The 6,692-nt window shown below is 74.4% G+C and carries 7 protein-coding genes; 2 read left to right on the plus strand and 5 right to left on the minus strand.

What is annotated here, in order from left to right; genetic code table 11:
* Window positions 1-628: TIGR03619 family F420-dependent LLM class oxidoreductase (locus AKI01S_RS47625; RefSeq protein WP_245682092.1), on the minus strand; the 628-nt coding region annotated here is incomplete at its 3' end.
* Window positions 629-690: 62 nt separating this feature from the next.
* Here AKI01S_RS47625 and trhA point away from each other — a divergent pair.
* Window positions 691-1,359 carry a PAQR family membrane homeostasis protein TrhA gene (trhA, locus tag AKI01S_RS47630; RefSeq protein ID WP_067833500.1) on the plus strand — a complete coding sequence of 223 codons (669 nt, stop codon included), beginning with the start codon at window positions 691-693 and terminating at the stop codon, window positions 1,357-1,359.
* Window positions 1,359-1,763 (plus strand): DUF6221 family protein, encoded by a 405-nt coding sequence (locus AKI01S_RS47635; RefSeq protein WP_067833502.1) that lies wholly within the window; start codon window positions 1,359-1,361, stop codon window positions 1,761-1,763. Before trhA ends, AKI01S_RS47635 begins: the two co-directional genes overlap by 1 nt.
* 19 nt (window positions 1,764-1,782) lie before the next feature.
* On the opposite strand, the gene AKI01S_RS47640 is transcribed toward AKI01S_RS47635, so the two are convergent.
* The 4 genes from AKI01S_RS47640 to AKI01S_RS52360 all read right to left on the minus strand — a co-directional run.
* Window positions 1,783-2,838, minus strand: a complete 1,056-nt coding sequence (locus AKI01S_RS47640) for a phosphotransferase family protein (RefSeq protein WP_067833505.1) — start codon at window positions 2,836-2,838, stop codon at window positions 1,783-1,785.
* Between the two features lie 26 nt (window positions 2,839-2,864).
* On the minus strand, window positions 2,865-4,532 hold the full coding sequence (locus AKI01S_RS47645) for a glycosyltransferase (protein WP_084000961.1): 1,668 nt from the start codon (window positions 4,530-4,532) through the stop codon (window positions 2,865-2,867).
* Window positions 4,533-4,662: 130 nt separating this feature from the next.
* Entirely contained in the window at window positions 4,663-5,724 is a 1,062-nt protein-coding gene (locus AKI01S_RS47650) for a PLP-dependent cysteine synthase family protein (protein ID WP_067833511.1), read from the minus strand.
* 53 nt (window positions 5,725-5,777) lie between these two features.
* A partial coding sequence (locus AKI01S_RS52360; protein WP_176582798.1) for a hypothetical protein occupies window positions 5,778-6,692 on the minus strand: 915 nt, incomplete at its 5' end.

Genomic DNA, 6,692 nt, shown 5'->3' on the forward strand with positions numbered 1-6,692 from the left:
CGGCGCCGCCCAGCAGGATCGGCGGCTCGGGCCGCTGCACCGGCCCGGGCTCCATCCGCACCGGCGGGAAGTCGTAGAACTCGCCGTGGTGCTCGGCCACCTCGCCGGTCCACAGCGCGCGCAGCGCCGTCAGGTACTCCTCGCCGCGCGCGCCCCGCCGGTCCATGGGCACGCCCACCGCCGCGAACTCCTCGGGCATCCACCCCAGCCCGAGCCCCAGGTCCAGCCGCCCGCCGGAGACCAGGTCGAGGGTGGCGGCCTGCTTGGCCAGCACCGGCGGCGCCACGAACGGCATGTTGACGATCGCCACGCCCAGCCGCACCCGCTCGGTGCGGGCCGCCAGGTAGGCCAGGGTGATGAGCGGGTCGGCCACGTTGCGGTAGGGCAGGTCGGGGGAGCCGGCCGGGTTGAGCAGCCGTTGCAGCGTCCACACCGAGCGGTAGCCGAGCGCCTCGGCGCGCTGGGCGATCGTCACCTGGTTGGCGGGCGTGGCCCAGGCGCCCGACACCGGAACGGCGAACCCGATCTGCACGCGGCACTCCTCGTCCTCGACGCACGTAAGGATCAGTCCGAACCTTACATCGTCAAGGCCGGTGCCCGCCGCGGTGGCCAGGGTGCGCCGAATCACCGGGGCACCGGGTCGGAGCCGGGTTACGCTGATCGCACCGACGAGAACATCAGGAGGTGTCGATGCGACGTCCGGTCGAGATCGCCCAGGCGGTGAAACCCCGACTGCGCGGCTGGCTCCATCTGGGGACCTTCCCGGTCGCCCTGGTCGCGGGGGTGCTGCTGACGGCGCTCGGCCCGACACTGGCGGCCCGGTTGTGCGCGGCGGTGTACGCGCTGACGTCGGCGCTGCTGTTCGGGGTGTCGGCGGCCTACCACCGGGGCCGCTGGTCGCCGCGCGTCGCCGAGGTGCTGCGGCGCTTCGACCACGCCAACATCTACCTCATCATCGCCGGGACCTACACGCCGTTCGCGTACCTGATCCTGGAGGGGACGGTCCGCACGCTGGTGCTGGCGGTGGTGTGGGGCGGCGCGGTGGCGGGCGTGCTGTTCCGGATCCTGTGGACCAACGCGCCGCGCTGGCTCTACACCGCGCTGTACATCGGGCTGGGCTGGGTGGCGGCGTTCTTCGTGCCGCAGTTCATCGAGGGCACCGGGATCGTCGTGGCGGTGCTGGTCGCGCTCGGCGGCGTGCTCTACAGCCTCGGCGGCCTGGTCTACGGGCTGCGCCGTCCCGACCCGTCGCCCCGCTGGTTCGGCTTCCACGAGGTGTTCCACGCCTTCACGGTCGCCGCCTACGTCCTGCAGTACATCGCGGTCTCGGTCGTGGTCTACCGCGCCGGGGCGGTGTGATGCGGGAGCTGGTGGAGTTCCTGCGGGCGCGGGTCGCCCGGGACGAGCAGGTCGCGCGGGCGGCCGCGGCGGCCCCGTGGCGGACCGAGGGGCCGGGGAACGTCACCGTCGACACCGCGTCGGCGAAGGGCGGGGAGCCGTGGGGCCGCCTGGGGTTCGTGGCGTCGGTGGAGAACGAGTCCTACGCCGAGCACATCGCCCGCCACGACCCGGCCCGCGCGTTGCGGGGGGCCGAGGCGGTGCGCGGCGTCCTGGACGAGTACGAGAAGGCCGCCTGGGTGCTGGAGCGCAGGGGCCGGACGGCGGAGGCCGAGGGCGCGCAGTCGGCGCGGGAACGGGTGCTGCGGCTGCTCGCCCAGACCTACGCCGACCATCCCGGGTACCGGCCCGAGTGGCGTCCCTGACCCGTTCCCGGCCGCCGGTTCAGAGGACCTCGTCCATGAGCGACAGGTAGCGGCCGGCCCAGTCGCGGAAGGTCCAGGTCTCCGGCCACCAGCGCAGGGCCCGGCGCTGGAAGAACTCCCACAGCAGGGCCCGGTCCAGCAGCAGGTAGGCCCCGGCCCGTTCGGCGAAGCCCGGACGGGGCGGGGCCGCGGCGCGGTGGGCGTCCAGGAACGCGGCCGCCGTCGGCGGATGCTCGTCCAGGTAGGCGCACAGCGTCCGGGCGACGTCGGTCTCGCCGTCGCCGAAATAGGACTGGGCCAGGTCGAAGACGCCGTTGACCCGCCAGCGCCCGTCCCGGTGGACGACCACCAGGTTGCCCTCCTTGAAGTCCTCCATGACCAGGCAGGGCCGGAACGGCCGGGACAGCGCCGGGGCGCTCCGGGACAGCAGGTCCCCGGCCCAGGCCAGGTCGTCGGGGGTCGTCGCGGAGGGGCGGTGGCGGCGCGCGGTCCTGAGCCTGGCCAGCGTCCGGGACGTCACCCAGGAGGCGTAGGGTTCCCCCGCGTCCGGTCCGGGGGCGGGGTCGGGGAGCGCCCAGACCGAGGCGTCCGGCGGCTCCAGGGGGACGACCTGCCGCACGACGGGGTGGTAGCGGCCGGGACGGTCCCGCGTGAGGGTGTGCATCTCGGCCAGGGTCTCGCCGAGGGCCCGCGCCACGCCGGCGCGCTGGGCGGGGTCCAGCGCGGAGCGGGTGTCCCCGTCGGACAGGTGGAGACCCTCCAGCCGGGGCATGAGCACGTACGGCCAGCCGAAGACGTCGGCGCGTTCGTCCACCAGGTACGGCCAGGGGACGGGCACGCGCGTGTGCCGCCGCAGGGCCTCGGCGTAGAAGCGTTCGGCCTCGAACTGGCCCCGGTAGTGCGGCCTGCCGCGCAGGACGTAGTCGCCCCGCCCCGTGGTGAGGAACAGGTTCTGGCCGAAGCCGCCGTGCGGGGCCTTCTCGGCGGAGACCAGGCGTCCCAGGCCGAAGCGGTCCAGGGCCCGCTGGACCTGGGCTTCGGTGAGGGGGCCGAGGTGGTCCGTGGTGGGGAGCATGCCGGTTCGCCTCTCAGGTTCGCCTCTCAGGTTTCCTGAACGCCCACGCGCACCGGGTCCGCCGCCGGGCGTTCGGGGCGGCGGACGCCGAACCAGCTGAGCCGGATGAAGGACAGCAGCAGGACGCCGTAGTTCAGCACCCAGAAGATCGAGCCCAGGTCGAGGCCGTCGAGCGTGCCCCGGCCGTACTGCCGGGCCAGGTGGACGGTCAGCGCCGTCCCCAGCAGCAGGAGCAGGGCGATCTGCGGCGCGACCTGCCGCAGGTAGATCCCCGCGCGGTGCTCCTTGCGGGTCACGCGGTAGACGGGTTTGCGGTGCGGGCCGTAGCGGAGGGCCTGCACGCAGGCGTTGACGTAGACGAACGTCAGCCCCACCCAGATCTGCTTGGCCCGGAACACGTCCTGCCAGGACACCCCGTTGCCCAGCACGAACGTGTGCAGCCCGATGAGCGCGACGTACAGCATCGAGTAGGTGAAGTGCGCGACCGCGTCCGACTGGAACATCCGCACGCCCGAGAGCAGGCACAGCGCCGGGGTGAGCATCAGCACCAGCGACGGGAGGCTCGACAGGTAGAACAGGCCCATCTCCAGGAACTGGAGGCGTTGCCGCGCGGTCAGGCCGGGCGCGCGGACCGGCGACCGCCAGAAGAAGATCCGCAGCGTGTCCAGCGCCCAGGTGCCGAGCTGCTTGTAGACGTTCGGGACGTCCTCGGGCGCGATCTGCCCGACGGCCCCGGCGACCGGCAGGTACTCGCCGCGCAGCCCGTGCTGGAGGGCGACGTACCCGGAGTACAGGTCCTCCACCAGGTTCCAGGTGGGGAAGCCGCCGATGCGTTCCAGCGCCGAGCGCCGCCACACCAGGCCGCTGCCGCACGGGAACACCGAGCCGGCGCGGTCCCGCGACAGCATGATGCCCCGGTAGAAGAAGCGCCGCCGGTTGCCGAACGGGTCGCCCGGGCTGACCGTGGCGTCCTTGACCGTCTGCACGAACGCCACGTCCGGCCGGTGCGCGAGCCGCCCGACCGTCAGGTGCAGGAACCCCGGGTCGCCCACCAGGTCGTCGGCGTCGCGCGTCTCGACGAACTCCGCGGCGGGGTGCTCGCGCTCGACGAGGGCGAGCATGGAGTTGAGGTTGCCGTCCTTGGCGGAGCCGCGCCGGTCGGGATCTCCCTTGCGCGGCGGCAGGTGGTAGCGGACGACGGCCGCCGGGTGGCGGCGGGCGAGGTCCTCGACCATCGCGCGGATCGCGGGCCGGTGCCCGTCGTCGCCGACCACGAGGACGAGGCGGTCGTGCGGCCACCGCTGGTCCAGGACGCTCTCCAGGGTGCGGCGCAGCATGGCGGGCGGCTCGTTGTAGGTGGGCACGAGGACCGCGACGTGCGGGGCGGCGTAGGGGGCGGGCTCGGGCACGTCCGGCGGGCGGCGCTGCCAGTTGTTGACGACCGTGATGCCCAGCAGCGTGACGAGGAAGGCGTTGGCCAGCAGGAACGGCACGAACAGCCAGGGCGCGTCGGGCACGTCCGCCACGGCCCAGCCGAGGTACCCCAGCGACGCCGCCAGCACGGCGACGCCGACGCCCCGCCGCACCAGGTCGACACGGCACAGCTCCTCGACCCTGCGGCGCGCCGGGTCGGCGCGGCGCGGCACCTCGGCACGATGGTGGCCGGGGGAGAGGGCTTCCTCGGCTGCCACCATCGCGACCCCCTCCTGGAGTACGGAACCCGGGCGCGGTCGCGCGCCTGGCGGCGGGTCCGTGGTCCGGCTCGTTGGCTGGGACGTCACCGGGGCGCGTGGGGTTCCCGTTCCGGCTGGCGTCGCCGGCCGGTCACTCCCAGGGGCCGCCGTCGAGGAGGCGGTCGATCCGTTCGGCGAACGGCGCGGGGTCGAGGTCCTTGTCCCGCGCCCACTCGTCGCTGTGCACGGTGCGCAGGGGGCGGTCGCCCGCGTCGCAGACCAGCGAGACGACCGTTCCGCGCTCGCCGCGTTCCCGCATCGCCGCGGCCAGGTGCAGCGCGCCCCACAGGTTGGTGCCGGTGGAGCCGCCGACCGGGCGTCCGGTGGCGGCCCGGAACGCGCGGGCGGCGGCGACGCTGGCGGCGTCGGGCACGGTCACCATCAGATCGACCAGCGACGGCAGGAAGCCCGGCTCCATGCGGGGCCGCCCGATGCCCTCGATGCGCGACGGCATGCCGGTCGCGTAGTCGCGCGCCCCCGTAGCCCAACCTGGGAAATACGCGGAGTTCTCCGGGTCGACGACCGCCAGCCGCGTGGGCAGCCCGTGGGAACGGATGTGCCGTCCGAGGGAGGCGGAGGTCGCGCCGGTGCCCGCGCCGACGATCAGCCAGGCGGGCGGACCCGGAAGCTGCCCGAACAGCTCCCCGGCCAGGTCGTCACCGCGCCAGTCCAGCGTCCGTTCGGCCCAGGTGAACTGGTCCAGGTAGCAGGCGCCGGTGTCGTCGGCCAGCCGCCGCGCCTCCTCGTAGACGGCCAGGGGCGGGGTGACGAAGCAGCAGTCGCCGCCCAGCTCCTTGACGGGCGCGGCGCGGGCGGGGTCGGGCGCGCCGGGCATCACGGCGGTGTAGGGCAGGTCGAGCATCCGCGCGAAGTACGCCTGGGACAGCGCGGCGCCGCCGCCGGTCGCCTCCACCACCGAGGCGCCCTCGGTGACGCGGCCGGAGGCGACGGCGTGCCGGAACAGCGCGCGCGCCGCCCGGTGCTTGAGGTTGCCGGTCGGGTGCGCCGACTCGTCCTTGAACCAGAGCGTGACGTCCCAGCCGTCGGGCAGGGGGAAGCGGACCAGCGGCGTCGGCGGGGCGTGCTCGCGTTCGGCGTCCAGGCGGCGGATCGCCTCCGCCGCCCAGCGCGCCGCGTGTTCGTGGTCGGCCATGGCGGCATGCAACCAGAACACGCCGCTTTTGTCAGGATCGGGACCGGTGGAGGTCAGGCGGGCAGCAACGCCGCGAACTCGGGTTTGAGCAGCTCGCGGACCTTGCCGTAGGGGGCGGCGAACCGGCCCCGGTGGCACCCGTCGCTGCCGGAGGTGAACCACGCCAGCTCGAACCTGGTGGGGGTGAGGAACGCGCTGAGGCTCGGCGGGTTGTCACCGGACACGGACGTGTTGCCGGGCACGACGGTGGGGGACAGGTGGGCGCGGGTGAACCCCTCGCCGCTCAGGCACCGCTCATGCCAGGACATGTCGCCCGGGTTGGGGTTCCGCTCCGGGACCAGGCGCTTCAGGCGCGCCAGTCCCGCCTTGGTGAGGGTCTCGGCCCGGAACACGTCGGTGGCGGTGAGGCGCTTGCCGGTGGTGAGGTCGACCGTGACGACCTCACCGGGCGGCTGCCCGTCGGCCGACTGGCACCAGTCGGAGAACAGGTCGTAGCGCGCCGACAGCAGGCGGGGACCGCTCAGCCCGGTCTCGACGGTGGTGCGGACCTTCTCCGGCTTGCCCGCGCACGCCCGGCGGGCGGCCGGGTCGGAGGCGAACTGGCGGCCGATCCGCAGCGCGCGGTCGACGGGCGCGCGCAGGGCGGTGTTGACGCGCTGCTGGAGCGCGGTGTCGCGCAGGCCGCTGACCGTGACGTACTGCGCGTTGTCGAGCTGGATCGGAAGGGACGCGACCGTCTGGGTCTGGGACTGGGACGCGACCCGCACCACGGCGGTGGGCGCGGCGGTGGCGGCCGGACGCGTCGGCCGGTCGTCGCCGGTCGCCTGGACCGCGACGAACGCGCCGGACGCGACGACGGCCGTTCCGGCGACGGCGAGCGCGGCCTTGCCGGTGGCGGTGGCCAGCACGCCCTTGCCCGCCGTGGCCCCGGCGGCGGTGCCGGTGCCGGTCGCGCCCACGCCTCCGGC

It is taken from the genome of Actinomadura kijaniata NBRC 14229 (assembly GCF_001552175.1).
Classification (GTDB): domain Bacteria; phylum Actinomycetota; class Actinomycetes; order Streptosporangiales; family Streptosporangiaceae; genus Spirillospora; species Spirillospora kijaniata.